The 15,893-nt window shown below is 70.1% G+C and carries 14 protein-coding genes and 1 pseudogene; 7 read left to right on the top strand and 8 right to left on the bottom strand.

What is annotated here, in order from left to right:
* The first annotated feature begins 191 nt into the window (after nt 1-191).
* Nucleotides 192-1,616, top strand: a complete 1,425-nt coding sequence (locus tag ACZ7LK_RS10660) for a PP2C family protein-serine/threonine phosphatase (RefSeq protein WP_471139634.1) — start codon at nt 192-194, stop codon at nt 1,614-1,616.
* On the top strand, nt 1,613-1,981 hold the full coding sequence (locus ACZ7LK_RS10655; protein ID WP_469464856.1) for an STAS domain-containing protein: 369 nt from the start codon (nt 1,613-1,615) through the stop codon (nt 1,979-1,981). The genes ACZ7LK_RS10660 and ACZ7LK_RS10655 overlap by 4 nt, the downstream gene beginning before the upstream one ends.
* 159 nt (nt 1,982-2,140) lie before the next feature.
* Here the strand turns inward: ACZ7LK_RS10655 and ACZ7LK_RS10650 are convergent, their stop codons facing one another.
* Entirely contained in the window at nt 2,141-2,287 is a 147-nt protein-coding gene (locus ACZ7LK_RS10650; protein WP_471139631.1) for a hypothetical protein, read from the bottom strand.
* Nucleotides 2,288-2,641: 354 nt separating this feature from the next.
* Between ACZ7LK_RS10650 and ACZ7LK_RS10645 the strand changes: the two are divergent.
* Nucleotides 2,642-2,932 (top strand): annotated as a pseudogene (locus ACZ7LK_RS10645) (DUF6415 family natural product biosynthesis protein); the annotation flags it as partial.
* Nucleotides 2,933-3,037: 105 nt separating this feature from the next.
* Here the strand turns inward: ACZ7LK_RS10645 and ACZ7LK_RS10640 are convergent.
* Nucleotides 3,038-3,280 (bottom strand): DUF6411 family protein, encoded by a 243-nt coding sequence (locus ACZ7LK_RS10640; RefSeq protein ID WP_064070239.1) that lies wholly within the window; start codon nt 3,278-3,280, stop codon nt 3,038-3,040.
* Nucleotides 3,281-3,550: 270 nt separating this feature from the next.
* Here ACZ7LK_RS10640 and ACZ7LK_RS10635 point away from each other — a divergent pair, with 270 nt between their 5' ends.
* Both ACZ7LK_RS10635 and ACZ7LK_RS10630 read left to right on the top strand, forming a co-directional pair.
* On the top strand, nt 3,551-4,069 hold the full coding sequence (locus ACZ7LK_RS10635) for a PhzF family phenazine biosynthesis protein (RefSeq protein WP_471139629.1): 519 nt from the start codon (nt 3,551-3,553) through the stop codon (nt 4,067-4,069).
* 71 nt (nt 4,070-4,140) lie between these two features.
* Complete coding sequence (locus ACZ7LK_RS10630; protein WP_471139626.1) at nt 4,141-5,253, top strand: hypothetical protein; 1,113 nt, start codon at nt 4,141-4,143, stop codon at nt 5,251-5,253.
* Between the two features lie 26 nt (nt 5,254-5,279).
* Here ACZ7LK_RS10630 and ACZ7LK_RS10625 read toward each other — a convergent pair whose 3' ends face one another.
* A complete protein-coding gene (locus ACZ7LK_RS10625) occupies nt 5,280-5,477 on the bottom strand; it encodes a hypothetical protein (RefSeq protein ID WP_471139624.1) in 198 nt (65 codons plus the stop codon).
* On the bottom strand, nt 5,468-6,226 hold the full coding sequence (locus ACZ7LK_RS10620; RefSeq protein WP_471139622.1) for a Gfo/Idh/MocA family protein: 759 nt from the start codon (nt 6,224-6,226) through the stop codon (nt 5,468-5,470). The genes ACZ7LK_RS10625 and ACZ7LK_RS10620 overlap by 10 nt, the downstream gene beginning before the upstream one ends.
* A 132-nt stretch (nt 6,227-6,358) precedes the next feature.
* Between ACZ7LK_RS10620 and ACZ7LK_RS10615 the strand changes: the two genes are divergently transcribed.
* Entirely contained in the window at nt 6,359-7,327 is a 969-nt protein-coding gene (locus tag ACZ7LK_RS10615) for a helix-turn-helix transcriptional regulator (RefSeq protein WP_471139619.1), read from the top strand.
* 579 nt (nt 7,328-7,906) lie between these two features.
* Here ACZ7LK_RS10615 and ACZ7LK_RS10610 read toward each other — a convergent pair.
* The 3 genes from ACZ7LK_RS10610 to ACZ7LK_RS10600 form a co-directional block, all read right to left on the bottom strand.
* The gene (locus ACZ7LK_RS10610) at nt 7,907-9,001 is read right to left on the bottom strand and encodes a terpene synthase family protein (protein ID WP_471139617.1); all 1,095 of its coding nucleotides are present in this window, start codon (nt 8,999-9,001) and stop codon (nt 7,907-7,909) included.
* Complete coding sequence (locus tag ACZ7LK_RS10605; RefSeq protein WP_471139614.1) at nt 8,998-10,371, bottom strand: cytochrome P450; 1,374 nt, start codon at nt 10,369-10,371, stop codon at nt 8,998-9,000. The genes ACZ7LK_RS10610 and ACZ7LK_RS10605 overlap by 4 nt, the downstream gene beginning before the upstream one ends.
* A gap of 657 nt (nt 10,372-11,028) precedes the next feature.
* On the bottom strand, nt 11,029-11,241 hold the full coding sequence (locus ACZ7LK_RS10600; RefSeq protein ID WP_392277611.1) for a cold-shock protein: 213 nt from the start codon (nt 11,239-11,241) through the stop codon (nt 11,029-11,031).
* A gap of 268 nt (nt 11,242-11,509) precedes the next feature.
* Between ACZ7LK_RS10600 and ACZ7LK_RS10595 the strand changes: the two genes are divergently transcribed.
* A complete protein-coding gene (locus tag ACZ7LK_RS10595; protein WP_471139611.1) occupies nt 11,510-11,998 on the top strand; it encodes a hypothetical protein in 489 nt (162 codons plus the stop codon).
* 123 nt (nt 11,999-12,121) lie between these two features.
* Here the strand turns inward: ACZ7LK_RS10595 and ACZ7LK_RS10590 are convergent, their stop codons facing one another.
* The gene (locus ACZ7LK_RS10590; RefSeq protein ID WP_471139608.1) at nt 12,122-14,830 is read right to left on the bottom strand and encodes a helicase associated domain-containing protein; all 2,709 of its coding nucleotides are present in this window, start codon (nt 14,828-14,830) and stop codon (nt 12,122-12,124) included.
* Between the last annotated feature and the right edge of the window lie 1,063 nt (nt 14,831-15,893).

Raw genomic sequence — 15,893 nt, 5'->3', positions numbered from 1 at the left:
CCCGGGGATGAGCAGCCGCTGCTTGTGACCACTCTCCGCACCCGGAGCGGCCACGAACCCGGGTGCGGTGAGGCGTTTGGGTACAGTGCCTGGGTGCTGACTGTCTGGTCGGCGCCTTCCTGGGGGGGATGAACGAGACGAGGGTTATGCCCGAGCAAGCGAGCCCGCCTGCGATAGCACCGAGCGGGCCTGTGGCCGCGTCGGCCGAGGCGGCGCGGATGGCGGCGGTGCGCCGTTACGACATTCTCGATACCCCTCCGGACGGCGCCTACGACAGAGTCGCAGCGCTGGCCGCGCGTCTGTTCGAGGTGCCGGTGGCGACGGTGACGATCGTGGATGAGGACCGGATCTGGTTCAAGGCCACGCACGGTCTGGACGGCGTCACCGAGATCGGCCGCGACCCGGGCCTGTGTGCCTCGGCGGTGCTCACCGATGACACCACCGTCATCCCCGACACCCTGCTCGACCCGGTCGCCTGCTCCAATCCGCTGGTCGCCGGCCCGATGGGGGTGCGGTTCTATGCCGCCGCTCCGATCATTACCGCCGACGGGTATCGGCTGGGCACGGTCAACGTCCTCGACACCCGCCCCCGCGAGATCAGCCAGGCGGATTCGGCCACGCTCGCGGACTTGGCGGCGGTGGTGCGTGACCAGCTTGAGCTGCGGCTGTCGGCGCTGCACGTGGTGCGCGCCGAGCAGGAGCGCCGCAAGGTCGAGCAGGAGAAGCGCCGGGCGGAGGAAGAGGCCCGGCAGCGGGCGGAGCGGGACAAGGCGGCCATCGCCGCGTTCGCCTCCACCCTGCAGCGCACCCTGGTGCCTCCCGTCCTGCCCGCGGTACCGGGCTTGGAGCTGGCCTGCCACTACAAGACCGCCTCCCCGCAGGAGGTGGGCGGCGACTTCTACGACGTCTTCCCCGTCGGCGGGGACCGGTGGGCGTTCTTCCTGGGCGATGTGTGCGGCAAGGGCGCCGAAGCCGCCTCGGTCACCTCACTGACCCGCTACACGCTGCGGGCCGCAGCCCTCGTCGACGCGGACCCGATGGCCGCGCTGAATGCCCTGAACACGGCGCTGCTGCTGGACGCGGCGGTTGGTACCCGCTTCTGCACCGCCATCTTCGGCGTGCTCGATCCTGCCCGGGACGGCGGTTTCACGGTCACCCTGGCCACCGGAGGCCATCCGCCCGCCTACTACCTGAGCCCCACCGAGGAAGGCGGTGTACAGGTGGAGCCGGTCCGCGCCGAGGGCGGCATGCTGGTCGGCGCGATCGCCGAAGCCGCCTTCGCCTCACGCACCCTGCACCTGGCACCCGGCCAGGGACTGCTGCTCTACACCGACGGGCTGACCGAGGCCCGCACCGCCGATGGCCACATGCTCGCCGACACGGGCCTGTTCGACTTCCTGGCCCGCCAGTCGGCGCCGGTCAGTGCCGGCGCCCTGATCGACGACACCGTCGCACTCCTGGACACCCTCCCCGACACCGAACGCGACGACGTGGCCCTGCTGGCCCTGTCCGTCCCCACCCCCGATGCCGCTCCCGCGGGCATCACCACCACCGTCCACAGCGCCGCCGCCCCGACCGCCGACGTCTCCGTCGGGCAGGAGAACCGACGCCCATGACCGACGCACTCCACATCGACGTCCCGCACACCGACGGCGCCCTGGCCGTGATCGCACTGTCCGGCGAATTCGACATCACCACCGCACCCGCCGTACGAGCACGCGCCCTGGGCCTCATCGCGAACGGCCACCCCGACCTGGTCGCCGACCTGTCGGGCATCACCTTCTGCGACTCCTCCGGCCTGGGCGCCCTCGTCGGCATCTGGCGCTGCGCCAAGGACGCCGACGGCTCGCTGACCCTGGCGGCCATCCCCGACCGGCTGAGCCGCCTGCTCAGCGTCACCGGGATGGACACCTTCCTGCCCACCTTTCCCAGCGCCGACGCCGCGCTTGCCGCACGCCAAAGCAACCGCACCACTGCCTGAAACCTCGCTCGCCAGGGCGGCTCCAACAGCTGGCTAGCACATGACCAAGCGCGCGCCGCGACCAACGTACTGGTCGCGACGCGCGCTCATCCGCTCCGCCAGGCGCTACACGTCGGGCCGCGGCGTGCAGCACACCGGATGCTGCCTTTCCCCGCCGGGTTAGTGGGACTCGTCGTAGGGGTCGCGGCTGCCGGACTTGGCCAGCCCGCGGCTGATCATGTAGCCGACGGTCAGGATCACGATGTACAGCCATGCCTTGTCGGCGCGGAAGTAGTCGGTGTGTCCCTCTTCGGTGCCCACGGCCATGGAAGGATCAGTATCGACAGGCGACGGGGACGGTGTCCGGCAGGGCCGGTGCCAGCAGGATCGGCTGGGTGGCGGCCTCCGTAGCGTCGAACAACACCGACGCAGCCCAGCAACAGAAGGCGGTGCCCCATGAGCGCACCCACACCCACCGGACACGCACCCGAAGGACGCGGCCTCCAGCCCCTCCGCCTTCGACCGGCCTTCCCCGGCCCTGCTGGCACGCGCCGACCGCGGCTACGCCCGCTTCCTCGGCCAGCACGACCAGGACCAGGACGACGGAGTTGGCGGCGGCGAGGACCCCCACTGGTGACCGCCGGCCACCCGCACACGACGCTCTCGGCAGCGAGGCCAGCCATGCACACCAGCACCCACACGGTCCTGTACGACCCCGACGGCCTGATCGAAGCCGGGCTCCCGCTCGATCGCGAACCGTACGAGTGCCTCGTCAACGCCGTCCTCGCGTGAACCGACCAGGACACCCTCACCGCCAGCGACTTGGAGCAGCTCGCCCTCCAGCTCACCGGCCACGCCCGCGCGCTTGCCGCTGACGTCCGGCGCCACGCTGCCGCCCTGCCGGAGAACGACGGCCGCGGCGCCCTCGCCGACGTCATTCTCCGCGAAGCCGCCGGCTGCCTCTCCCAGCCGAGCGAGGAGTCGAGCAGCGCGGGCAGACTCTGCTGCTCGCCTCGCAGACACACCGCGGCCCGGCCGCCGACGGGGGTTGCGGGCCGGGCCGAGTGGGACGTGGGGTCAGAAGGGCATGTGGCCCCGCATGCGGCGGCCGGCCGAGCCACTCTTGCCGACTGCCTTCGAGCTGCTGCTGAACGGCTTGCTGAAAAGGCGGCCCAGCGGGCCGGGGGCCTTGCCGCCCGCGCGGGAACCCAGGCCGAGGGTCTTCTGAGTACCGCGCTCGGGGTGCTTGGAGAGGCGGGGCAGGAAGAACGCCAGAACGGCGAGTATGACGCAGACGGCGATGATTCCGGCGATCATCATGGTTGGACCCCACTTCCTCGGTGGTGCGCTGACGCTTCGTCGTGTGCGACCGCGTGTACCCGTCGAACCCTCGGTCACGCCCCGGCTCCGGCCGTCGTACGGCCGCTGGCCGAGGTCGCCGTACGGCCGAGATCGCCTCAGGCCCCGGGCCACTCCGTCATACGGCCGCCGGCCGGTACCCGCGTCGTCCTGGCGGCCTAGCACCGTGCGCGGCGCGGCCAGAGAGCCGGTGACCGCCCCTACGAGGGCTGCGGTGGTGGCCCGCACCTTGTGCTTACGCCACGCCCGCGCACCGCCTGTATATGGCTCGTCGAGCCGTTTGAAGCACAGGCCCTCGACCCCGGCGGCCGTCCATATAAGCCACTCCGCGGCTGTGGCCGGGTCGGTGGTCGACGGGCACAGCGTGAACGGCGCCGTAAGGCCCCGCCGCGTGAACAGCGCCTCCAGCTCGCTCCGCCGCCGTACGCAGGGCATGCCGGTCAGGTCCAGGCCGCCGGTGTGGACCAGGCCGAAGGCGACGTAGCGCGCCGGCCACTGTCGGCCCGCCTGCGCTGCCGCTCCGCGGCGAATGGGCACGGACCTCTCGGCGCCTACCTGGTACGGCACGCAATCGTGCCGGCGCCGACCGGGCGACTCACCTTCACGGGCCGTCAGGGGTCGGCGATGGGCCGACCGGGAGACGTCCGGGTGCGCGTCGACGTGAAGCTAGACGGCGCGCTCGGAGTGGCCGTCTCCGGCGACGCGGTGACCGCCCTCCGGGCCGAGCTCCACACGAACGGCCGTCTCTGAGTGCTGGGGGAGATGGCGTGGGTGACAGACCGATGCCGGTGGAACCCGGTGGCGAGCTCGGCGTCTGAGAGTTGCCGGGTTGTCACGAACTCGCCACCGGCCTCACCGACGGCGTTCCGTGTCCGGTGTGCGGCTCCTGCTCCCACCCGAACCCTGCCCACGCTCCTGACGGGCACCCGACGCGCGAGGACGAACAAGCTGCCGAAGACACCCACCAGCTCCTCCAGCAGCAGCGAGACGAGATCGCAGCCGAGCTGCAGCAGCTGCGCGAAAACGCCGCCGCCGCCAGGGGCGAAGTCGGCGACACCTCGCTGGACATCCTCAAAGCCGACCACAACACACTCACCAATCAGCTGGCCGACTCCCTCAAACGTGCCGCCGACCGCAGGAATGTCGAGGAGGAATTCCTCGCACTCGATCGCGAAGACACGGCCATGACCCAACAGGACAGCACCGCTACCGCCGGCCCGTCCGACCGCAACGCCAACTACGACAACCTGTCCAAACGGCAGGCACAACCCACCGCGATACTCGACGCCGCCCGCGGCACCGCCACCACCCTCGCGGCCCGCATCGACGACCTCACCCGCACCGGCGACCACCTCGAGCAGGCAGCCGAGGCATCCCACACGGCAGCCACCGCCAGCCAAACCCTGCACACCCGCACCAGCGAAGCCACCGATGCTGCCACATCCCAGGGGTTCAGCACCCCCACCGAAGCCGAACAGGCCCTGCTCAGCGAGCAGGCCCTGACCGACCTCGAGGAAGAGATCAACCAATGGCGTGAGGCCCGAGCCTTGCACCAAGCTGTCCTCGACGACCCCGCCCTGCAAGAAGCCACCGCCCAGCCAGCCGCCGATATCGAAACGGCGGCAGCCCAGCGCGCAGCAGCACGACCAACACGCCCAATCAGTCACCGCCTCCAGCTGTCAGTCCGCGCTGGAACGCTTGCTGTGCCTTGTTCGGGCGCTTTGTCGTACGAGCCGCCGCCGGGGCGGGAGACGTGGCCTGGTCGGGCTGCACGCCCAGCTTCGACAGCCGCTCCTGCTGCTCGGGGAGAAGCTGCGCCCAGGTACCCGGGTTCTTCTGCCGCTCCAGCCATTTGCCCAGGTGGTCGCCCTCGAACAGCACCCCCAGGTCCTGCATCCGAGGCGGTGCGGCAGGCTGTCCGGCCGGGCGCATAGGGTGGGCCCGGCCGGGGCCGCGAGGGTCAGGGGGCGGTGGTGAGGGCCTGGTGGATGTCGAGGGTCAGGCGCAGGCTGTCGGTCGCCGCACGGGGGGTGAGCAGTGTGTCCGGGGCGCCCGTGGTGAGGCAGTTCAGGACGTGGTTGATCGCGGTGCTGTAGTTGCCGGTGGGGGTGAGCTCGATCTCGCGGCGGCCGGCGGCCGTGTACTCGGTCAGCCGCATCTGCGGCCCGGTCTGCTCGAAGGGGCGTTCGTGCAGTTCCAGGACGCCGTTGGTGAAGGTCGCCTCGAAGCCGTGGGCGACGCCGTAGGCGGCCGGGACCATGGTGGAGGCGGTGAATTCGACCACCGCGTCGTCGTAGGCGAGGATCGTTTCCGCCCCGGCCCGCTGCGAGTCCGCGGCCACGGCGCGGGCGTGAAGGTGCGGGGCAGGCCCAGGGCGGCGGCGACGTAGTCGAGGTCGGAGAGCATGACCTCCAGCGCCAGCTTGTCCACGCCCAGGGGCACCGGCCCCCAGATCGGGCCCGCCTTGCGGTAGGAGCGCAGCGACTTCAGCTGTTCCAGCGAACCGTCGGCGATCGTTTGGTGCAGGTGGCGCACGGCGGGGTGCAGGCGCATGAACAGGTCGACGAACACCCGCTTCCCGCTCGCCTCGGCCGCGGCGCAGATCCGCTCGGCCTCCTCGACGCTGGGGGCGAGGGGCAGCTCGCACAGCACGTGCTTGCCCGCGTCGAGGGCGCGCAGGATGTGCTCGGTGTGCAGGTGCGTGGGCAGGCAGATGTCGACCAGGTCGACGGCCGGGTCGTCGTAGACGGAGTCGAGGTCGGTCGTGGTGGCGAAGCCGAACTTGTCCGCGAAGCCCTCCAGCTTCTGCGGGCTCCGTCCGAAGACCACGACCTCGACGTCGGGGCGGGAGGCGTAGACGCCGGCGTGAGCGATACCGAATCCGGTACCGAGCAGTGCGATCTTCATAAGGGTCTCTCCTGGAGCGGGGGTGCTCTTCTCCTGGGGCCGGCAGCGGCTGCGGCCGACCACCGGGCATGACTCCACGCTAGGACCCTTCGAGGACATCAGGTGTCCTCCAAGAACGGCACACTGGGGGCCATGACGACCGACATGCCCGCCCGGATTCTGCGGCTGCTCGCCCTGCTCCAGACCCGCCGCGAATGGTCGGGCGCCGAACTCTCCGACCGCCTCGGCGTCACCGTGCGCACCGTCCGCCGCGACATGGACCGCCTGCGCGAACTGGGCTACCCGGTCGACAGCGTCAGCGGCCACGCCGGCGGCTACCGCCTCGCCTCCGGCGCCGACATGCCCCCGCTCCTGCTCGACGACGACGAAGCCGTCGCGCTCACGGTCGCCCTGCGTACCGCGGCCGGACATGTCACCGGCTTCGAGGAAGCCGCCCTGCGCGCGCTGGCCAAACTCGAACAGGTCCTGCCCGCCCGCCTCCGCATCCAGGCCGCCGCCCTCCAGGACGCCACCACCACCCTCGCGTGGGACACCCCCTCACCCCGGGCCGCCCCCGCCGTCCTCACCACCTTGGCCGCCGCCAGCCGCGACCACGAGATCATCACCTTCGACTACACCACCCGGCACCACGCCCACGCCTCCCGCCGCGTCGAGCCGCACCGCCTGGTCGCCTACGGCAGCCTCTGGTACCTCATCGCCCACGACACCCACCAGGACGACTGGCGCATCTACCGCCTCGACCGCATCACCGACCCCGCCCCCACCGGCTTCCGCGTCCCCGCCCGGGAACTCCCCGCACCGGGCCCCGACCCCGCCGCCTACCTCGCCTCGAAAATCGCCGGAGCCCCGGCGCGCTACCGGGCCGTCGCCACCGTCCAGGCCCCCGCTGAGACCGTGCGGGCCCGCACCGGAGCACTCGCCGACCGCGTCCGCGCCGTCACCGGCACCACCTGCACCCTGGACACCTCCAGCGACTCCCTCACCCGCATCGCCCAGACCCTCACCGCCCTCGATGCCGAATACACCCTCGACGCGGACCCCGCCGTCACCCACTACCTCCGCCGCACCACCCGCCGTACCGCAAATGCCCTGAACGATTGACGGCCGACCTCTCAGTGCTCCAGGGCGAGTGCGCGGTGGCCTCGATCGCGCGAGCTGGACTGATCAGTAGATCCGGGACAGCGACGCTTTATCGGGGCGCGCGGCATGAACGTGCCGAACACCCGCCCACCGGGTACGACGTGCGCGAGGTCGGAGCCCCGCCGTTTCGATGTAGCCGGGGCACAGTCCGTCCGGACTTATGGTCTTCCCGGTATCGGAGCGGCGTCCGTTCCCTACATGGCGAGCGGTGACGAGCCAGTAGTCCCCGGGGGACCCCCATGAGAAAGCCGGTGGCCGGCCCGAGGCACTTGTCCGGGGCCTCACCCCGGGAGCGGTACCACGCCTCGATGTACAGGGCGGCGAAGGACAAGGTGTGGAAGCCGTGGACTCCTCGCATGAAGCGAGCCTATGGGGCGGGTTTCGCCGGGCTGGCCCCTGTTGCGCGACAGAGCCGACGCTCATGCTGGGGCGCCTCGCAAAGCGCCTTTCAGGACGTCCACCAGGGCGTTCGCCAAGGCGCCCTGGTGGGCGCTTCACAGGGCGCCTCACGGCCGTACGGCGGCCGGACAACCGCGCAGGTCAGACCAGGACGGTTGGTCCCGGGACGTAGTGGGTGCGATCAGGCATGAGGATGACGGTGGCGTCGAGGGGGCCGTCCAGGCGGTGGCCCCTACCGTTGTAGCGGGGGGTGATGTAAGACCATTCGAGGTTTCCGGCGATCATCCACTTCAGCGCTTCCAGGTACGCGGTGATGTCGGCGCCTCGTCCTTGCGGCCGGGCACGGAGTTGTTCGCAGAGCTGGTGGAAATCGTCCTCGACGCGGTGGACCGTGGCTGCGATGCGGTCGACGGCGCCCTGGAGGTCGCCGCCGTTGTCGGCAAGCGCGAGCTGGATCTCGTTCATGGTGTCGCCGCTGTAGAGCTCCTTTCGGTAGGAGAAGATGTCGTTGACGGCGATCCAGTGACGGCCCACCAGCGTGTTGAGGCGCCGCAGCTCGGGTAGCCGAGAGGTGGCATCGCTCAGGTCGATGCCCAGGCCGAACTCGGCCAGCGGGAAGCAGCACTCCCCGATCGACACCGCCCGGTACGCCTCGTAGGTCGCCAGATCGATCGCCTTGGCCTCTTTCACCAATTCCCGTTCGAGGCGGCACGCACTGAGGAAACCTTTCAGCGTGTGCGCGTAGCGTTCCCACACGCCGGGCGGCATGACTGACATGCTCTGTTCGCGCAGCAGGTGGAAGGCCCGGGTGTAGGCAGTCTGGTCCGGGATCGGTCGGCCGTCGAGGACGGCGGGCAACAGTGGGATGCCCAGGCGTCGCAGTTGTGACGGCGGATGCTGGGCGAAGGCGTCGTCGATGCTGAACAGGACGTCGATCCAGTGGCAGATCAATCCCACTCGGTCGGCGCGGGCGGTGGCGTACACCAGCAGGTTCCACAAGGTGGTGCGGTGCTCCAGGAATTCCTGCAGGCTCTTCTCGTCGGCGAAGGCGCCGCGCATGCGGTCGGCCAGCCACTGCCGGAAGCGTCTTTCGTCCTGCTCGATACCTGGACGGCGCAGGGCCGGGGTGAACCGGGGGAAGAGCGGCAACCGGAACGAGGGATAGGCCGACAGGTCTTCCGACGGCCGAGCGCCTGGGGGTATCCCTGGGCGGGGGCTCGTATCGTCGCCGGTCACCGCTCGTCCCGTGAGCTCGGGGGGATGTGATGGCCGTGCGCGGAGATGCGGCGGTGAAGGGTCAAGGGTCCGCCCTCGGGGGTGAGGAGGAAACGCGGCACCGCGCGAGCCGGCTTCCCGTAGGGGGCGCGCAGTTGCCACTGGCTGCTGATCCCGGCGAGGGCGAGGACGGCTTCGGTCATGCCGAAGAACTCGCCGAGGCATTTACGCCGCCCGCCGCCGAAGGCGGTGAACGCCTGGCGCATGGCCGGCGTGAGGCGCTCAGGCCGCCACCGGTCGGGGTCGAACGCCTCAGGGTCGGCGAAGACCTGCGGGTCCCGTTGCAGGGCGTAGGGGGAGATGATGACGTCTGCGCCAGCGGGGATGGCGAAGCCCGCAACCACGGTGTCCGCGAGGGCGACCCGGCTGAGCATCCAGGTCGGTGGCCACAACCGCAGCGCCTCCGTCAACACCCGCCGTGTGAGGGGCAGGCGCGGCAGGTCGTCGAACACCGGCAAACGCCCGGCAAGAGCGTTATCGACCTCAGCCCACAGCTGCTGTTCGACGTGGGGACAGGCGGACAAGGCATGAAAAGTCCACGCCAGGAGTGAGGCGCTGGTCTCCACTCCTGCCGCCAGGATCGACATGACCTGGTCGCGGACCTCACGGTCGTCGAACCGCGGCCCGCCGTCCTTCGGACAGGCCATGACCTGGGACAGCAGGTCGCCCCTGCCGGTGTCGGATTCCCGGTACTCGGCGATGACGTTGCCGACGGCCCGGGCCAGGTCCGTGCGTGCGCGGGCGAAGCGCCGGTTGGCAGGTAACGGCAGGCGGTGCACCCAGGGCCAGGGGATCAGCATGTGGCGGAACATGCCGCGCAGCAGCACCGGCAGCGCCCGGCCCATCGTGTCCGCCGCTTCCTGCCCGGCCGGGGCGGAGATCAGGGTCCGTGCCACCACCTGTGCGGCCAGCTGGTACATCTGCTCGCCCACATCGATGGTGTCGCCTTCCCGCCACGTTTCTATGGCCTGACTGACGCATTGGCTCATGACCGGCGCGTACGCGGCGACCAGGTCGCGCTGGAAGGCGGGGCGCAGGACCGGCTGCTGGCGCCGGTGGTCGGCGTTGCTGCAGGTGATCACTCCGTTGCCGACGAGGACCCTCGCGGTCTCCATGAACGGACCGCCCTTGTCGAACTGGGACGAGACCAGCACCTGTCCTGCCGCCCCGGCCTCGTTGATCAGGTAAGCCGTACGGTTCGCGATCCGCACTCGCGATACCGCCGCCTCGCCGCGCTGGTCCATGAGGAATCCGAGCGGGTCCCGCAGAAGCCGGTAAGCATGCCCGATGAGCGGGAGCGGACCCGCGACTACGGCGATCTGCTGCTGCACAGGCCCCAGTCCTCCTCGTGTCCCCCCGATGACACGGGGCCGTACTGCTGCCAGGTGAGAGATACCCGCGCTCGGATGAAGGCAGTCCGTCTTTCTTCGGGCCCAACTGCGTGGCCGCCGCGTACCGGCTCCGCCGCCGGCGGGAGCGGGCGGAAGCACCTGCTGACCACCGCATCAGTGCCTAAGACACCGAGTCCTTCGAGGACGAGCGTTACCACGACCGGCTGCTGGCGTGGCAGACGTACAGCGGCCCCCGGGTGCGGGGTAGTTCTGTAAGCCGCGGTCGAACGCCGCGCGGTCGGTGTCGCTCAGCTCGTAGCCGGGCCGTACGGACGGCTCGTCGTCTTCGGCGGCGCGACCCACCGCCATCTTCCGCCTCCGATACGTCCAGCGCGGTCACGACAGTACGGCCGTGCGCGGCGGTCAGCACCTCGTCCTCCCGTACCTGGGACAACCGTTTGACGGCCGACCGGCGCTTCTCCGCCGACGCCCTCCTCATGAACCGAAGTGTCAGTGGTGTCGGCGCCGCCCTGTCCGAACATGCGCCCGCATCCACACGGCCGAGTGAACCTTGACCGAACCGGTGGCGTGCCCGCGCCCGAGTGGACACCGCAGTTGGCGAGTTTCGCCCACTGCGGCACTGAGCCCGCAAGCGGGCTACTCCGGGCGGACCTGCGCCGCCTGCATGCCCTTCTGCCCCTGCTCGGCGACGAACGAGACGGTCTGGCCTTCTTTGAGGGACTTGAAACCATCGGACTCAATGGCCCTAAAGTGCACGAAGAGCTCGGGGCCGCCCCCTTGCGGAGTGATGAAGCCGAACCCCTTCTCCTCGTTGAACCACTTCACCGTGCCGGTTTGCCGGTCAGACATGCCCACTCCAAAGACTGCGTGGCGACCCAGCGCCGCCGAATCGATCTTGGCATGGCGGATGCCAGGTCGCGCCCAAGACTGCTAAGCGCGCAGTCACAGTCCGGCACATGACTCGGATACGGACATGCGACCCGGATGTCCTGTGACGTGCTTGCCACCGCAGCACCGCTGGAACCCTGACAGGGAGAGACACCTGCGTCGAAGCCGTGAGGGCGTGGAGCGTGACGTCGCTCAGTGACTCGGGATCACCTAGATCGTTGTGTGCTTCATGAAGATCAGCAAAGCTCGGCAGTCAGTAATTGCTGTGGCCGCGATGGTGACGCTCAGCTCCGCCCTCTCGATCGCCCCCACGCACGCCGCGGGTGCCATGCGGTCGGTAACGGAGTGCACACCCCAAACCGATTCGCGGAGTGCGGACAACTGGAGCTCAGTCGTGTCTCGCAACTGCATCAGCGACTACGCCGGTGCGCATGCCAGCATCGAAGCCGAGTGTTGGAAGGGCCAGACCATCGGCTGGAGCAGGACATCATGCAACATGGGCGGAGACCTGGAGATCCACAAGGGAGACCAGATCATCGAGTCGATCGAATCCTTCGGATTCTGGGTAGGGCAGGATGGCGGCCAGCGCATCTTCCGTTTCAACTGTGCAGGCCACGGCGAATACACCTTCACCACCAAGCGAGTGGGTGTGAGCCTTCCCGATGGCTACAACGGCGTGGACATCCCCGACCGCTCAGTCACCGTCACCATGTGCTGACGCCGTCGAAGCCCGAACCACCACTCCTGCGCCTAACTAACAGCGCGCCGTCCGGAAGGCTGGCTAGAGCACCGGACCCCCGGCCTTCAAGAGGCCAGGGGTCCGGTCACGCCGCTGGAGCGGTCAGGGGCAGTCCGGGGCGGTTTGGGGGATCGTCACCGGCTTGGCCCAGTCGACGCCGAGTTCCCGGAGTGCGGTGAGCTGTTCGGCGGTGAGCTTGTCACGCCTCGTACGAGTGTTCGAAATCCATACGCCCAGTCGTACAGGCACCGGCTCGGTCTCGCCGTCGACGTCGGTCTCGACGACCGCGCCGCGCGGGACCGGCCGGTCACCCTCCTTCTCCACCCACTGCGTGAGGGCCGCGAGGCCTCGCTGGAATGCCTGCTGTGCTTTGCTCGTGCCCTTCGTCGCAGGAGCGGCTGCCGGGGCGGGAGGCGACGCCTGGTCGGGCTGTACGCCCAGCTTCGCCAGCCGCCGCTGCTGCTCGGTCGACAGCTGTGCCCAGGTCCCCGGCTTACGCTGCTGCCGGAGCCACCGTCCGAGGTCATCACCCTCGAACAGCACCCCGGGTTCGATGGCCGGCAGGTGGCCGTCGGCGTCGACCAGGTCGGCGAGGTGGCGGTAGTGGCGTTGCCAGTTCAGTGGCCAGGGGCAGTTCCAGTCCTCGTCGATCGCGGTCAGCTGTTGCGCGCGCTGCTCTGCCCGCTGCGGGTCCTTCCCGAGTCCGCCTTTCCTGCGGAGGTTGGTCATGTGCTGCCCGATCGGCACGGGGCTGCCGCCGGCCGGGTCGTCCCACATCGCGTCCTGCCGGGGCGCGAGGTGCCCGGTGGCCCGCCGGTAGGAGCGGAGCGCTGCGAGCTTGTTCTCCCACGCTTCCTCGCCCGGCTCCCACACCATCCCGGCCTCCGGCGCGTCCAGCAGGGTCTTGCGCCGCTCCTCCAGCTCCCCGGCCCGCAGCGCCTTCCTCTGCTGATGCACCCACCGGCCAAGCGGGAAATCCTTCGTGACCCCTACTTCCACCTCGACGTCGTAGGGCACGGTGTAGAGGCCGGTGATCTCGTTCTCCTTCCGCCACCGGATGAGGGCTTGGTAGCCCTCCAGCCACACCAGTGACTCCGGCCGGTAGACCCGGGTGCGCAGGAAGGCCGCGATGGTCGCCGGGTCGCGCGGGCTGGAGAAGTGGAGCAGGGCTGACTCGGCAGCTGCGCCGGTGTCGCCCTGCTCCTGGTCCTCGCCGTCGCCCGTGCCGCCGGCGCCGACGATCCGCCCCTCTTCGCCACGCTGCACGTGGACCTTGCGCTTCCCGCTGGTGAGCGCACGTGAGGCGAGCTGCTCGACCAGACGCTCATCATGCGAACGCAGGCCCTGGAGGACCGCAACAAGAGGGCGAAACGAGGCGCTGGCGACCATGTCGGTCGGGTCCTCGCCGGGCTCCAGGAAGATCGGGACGATGATCCTGGCCACCTTGGTGGAGCCGTCGCGGTTGAGTCGGAGCGCCCGGCCGATGTTCTGCACGATCTCGACCTGGGAGCCGCGGGTGTCGGCGAAGCAGACCGCCTCGACTCCCCGCTCGCCGACGATGTCGACGCCCTCACCGAGAACGCGGCAACTGGCGAGGAACGCCCGGTGCACTCGGTGCCCGGCTGCGTCGATGCCGCCTGCGAATTGGCGCAGGGCCTCGCGTCGCTCGGTGACGAGGTGGTCGCCGCACAGCCATGCCGACCACACTCGGTCCGGGGGTACGTGCCGGCCGGCCTCCAGCTCGTAGAAGTCCGCGTCGATCGACGACTTCGGGAGCTTGTCCGCCTGCGCCAGGTCCTCGCCCGAGACCTCGCCGGCATACAGCTTGGCTGCCGTCTTGGGCAGCTTCTCCGCGAATGCCGCGGCTTCCTCGACCTTCTGGTGGAACGTCATGACGGTGCGCAGATTGCGGGCGGCGGCGTGCTCCAGGAGCGCGGTCTGCAGCAGCGCCAGGCGCCGGCCGCGCCGCGCTTCCTCCGACTCCCCGATCACGGGGGAGGGGTCGCGGATCTCCAGGACGTCGATCTCGAAACCGGCGAGGATCTCGCGCTCGATCGCCTCCGACAGCCCGAGCTCCGCGATCCACGCACCGTAGGTCCCCTCCGGGTCGTCGGCCATGGTCGCCAGCTCCACCTCCTGGCCGCCGGTGCCCTTCTGCGGCCGGGGAGCGGCGAGGATGCGCGGGGTCGCGGTCAGGTAGAGCCGGAAGTCGGCGGGGATCCGCTGGTTGTCGTGGATCGCCGCCCACGGCCGCCCGAGATCACCGGCGGTTCCGTGTGCCTCGTCCACGATGGCGAGGTCGAACGGGGCGATCTGCTGGCCGTAGAGCCGCTCTCCGCCCGCCAGGGCAGCCTCCAGCGGCCCGCGGACCTTCTCCTGCCCCGTCGGGTCTTCGGGGTCCTCGCGGTCCACGAGCGAGGCGTAGGTGGCGAACACGACGATCGGCCCGGAACCCGCCCACAGAGCGAGCTGGATCGGGTTGGTGGTGGTGCGCACCCCCAGTTCGTTGAGGACCAGGTCGTTCTCCAGCGAGCACACCGCAACCATCGGGGCCCGGTGACCGACCTGGCGCCACGCCTGGGCGGTCTGTACGAGCAGGTCCAGGGTCGGCACGGTGACGAGGATCCTGCCGCCTGGGAAGGCCTCCAGCGCGCACGCGGCGGCCGTGATTGTCTTGCCCGAGCCGGTCGCTGACACGATGGTGCCCCGGGCACCCAGCGGGGGCACGGATGATCTTGCAGGGAATCCCACCCACCTACGAAACGCGGATCGCTGGTCTAGCTGGTGTTTCTTGAGCTGAATTGCTGACATTTCTATGTCTCTCTTAAGCTTGAATCCCCGTGGTCTTTCAGGTGGGCAAGCTCGCACCGGGCTCCCCACTCTTGATGGGCGTGCCCGTCGTCCGGGTCGTAGTGGCCTCACGCGTACGGACGACGCAGTCCCGTCGCTGTTCACCGTGCGCGCCGTGCGCAGACCGCCCGTCCTCACTGAGCGCCTCCAGCGCCTTCCAGCGCCCGGCGCCGCTCCGCGGTGTCCGGGCGCGGCAACGAGGTCTCCCGGACGTACGCCTCCAGACGCACCACGTCACCCCGCTCATGCGGTCGCATGTACGCGAGATGTACGCCCTCCTCAGCAGCCCCGGCCGACCGCCCCCCCCGGCCGCGCCCAGCGCCGGTCCGCGATACCCACCAGGCCCTCGGCCGCGTCACGCCGTCGCCATCCCGGTCTCCGCGAACACCGCGCCCCGACAGGCCGGCGCCATGCCGCGCCCAGCTCGACCACCTCGCTGCGCCCCAGGGCGACCGCCCCACCCTCCAAGCCCGGCCACCAGGTCGTCCACGTCCTGGGGAACGCCCCCCCAGAGAGCCCGAACACCTCCAACCGGGGCATTCACGCCCGGCTGTCTGGTGCCGCGTCACCCGGCGCACAGCCCCCACGCTCAGCATGAGGCCGGGTCCTTCGCTCCGAGAACAGGGACTCACACGTTTTTGCCAACACTACATGCTGCATCAACGCGAGTCACGCGCTACACCAATCCTGACACGAACGAGCGACCCACCCCTCCCAGCCAGCCCGGCCCGCGTCAGCGGGCCCCAGCGGCCCTGGAGGCGCAGCCGAAAGGGCCGTTGAGGCGAGGGAGCGAAGCGGACGAGCCGACCCGGGATGGAGCGCAGCGGAAGCCCGGTAAGCGGGGCAACGCCCCGCCCGGTCCGGGAGCGCAGCGAACGGACCGTCACCCCGCCTGCGCAGCAGGCGGGGTGAGCGGGTGGCGCAGCCACCCGCCAGCGCTCCCGCGGAGCGGGAGCGCAACCCCCGCGCGCAGCGCGGGGGTTCGCTTGCACATCGCGCAGCGATGTGGGACCCGCTCCGCGGG

The organism is Streptomyces sp. NPDC039423 (genome assembly GCF_055598725.1).
This window is presented reverse-complemented; position numbering and strand designations above follow the sequence as displayed.